Source organism: Haemophilus sp. SZY H53 (assembly GCF_054332375.1).
On sequence record NZ_JBTGNV010000040.1, the window covers coordinates 1 to 656 of the forward strand.

At 42.5% G+C, this 656-nt stretch carries 1 protein-coding gene; it reads right to left on the bottom strand.

Features of this window, described 5'->3' with window-relative positions; translation table 11 throughout:
- Positions 1-355: 355 nt before the first annotated feature.
- Positions 356-656, bottom strand: a 301-nt coding sequence (locus ACXVWB_RS11240; protein ID WP_458485395.1) for a hypothetical protein, incomplete at its 5' end; no start/stop codon positions are given.

A 656-nucleotide genomic window follows, 5' to 3' on the forward strand; every position in this document is an offset into this window, starting at 1 on the left:
GTCATAGTAATGATGATCGTGAGGGCACTGTGACACCCTAGTGTCAAGCACTGCATTAGGAACTACAATTAGCTACTAAAGAGCATAAGTAATGCATTGCATCATTTCATGTGCATAAGTGTGCTTTTTGCCTTTTGTTTATTTATCTGGATTTTGGATTTCTATTTGACTTGATGATTAAAGTGGATTTCTGTTTTGGCAAATAGCTTTATAAAATAGAGAATGTTGAGTAGAGCGCTTTTCTTGTTGACATTTTGACCTAGTTCAAAATAGTTTGTTAAATAAAAATGAGTCAAACAAAATGGTTTATGTTTCAAAATTGGCTTTATTTATGTGGAGGTTGTAAAAATGGTTTTCAGAAAAAGTGTCTTATATGAAAGTTGTAGAGAAAATTATTTTGAGCAACTTTTATTTTTGGGTCAAAGTCTAGTTTTGAGTTTTTGAAACTGTTTTGAATGGTCAAAGTTTGAAAAGAATTTGGAAAAAGAAAAAGGAAAACGATATCTCCCGCGCCCCACCTTTCGGCCCATCTGGCCTTTCGGCCCAACCCGCGGCCGCTCCCGCTCGCCCGCGTGCGCCGCTCGCCGCGCAGCGCCGGCCCAGCTCGCCGCGCGCGCTCCGGCGCGCGCTCACGCACGTCGAGCAGCGCCGGTCGC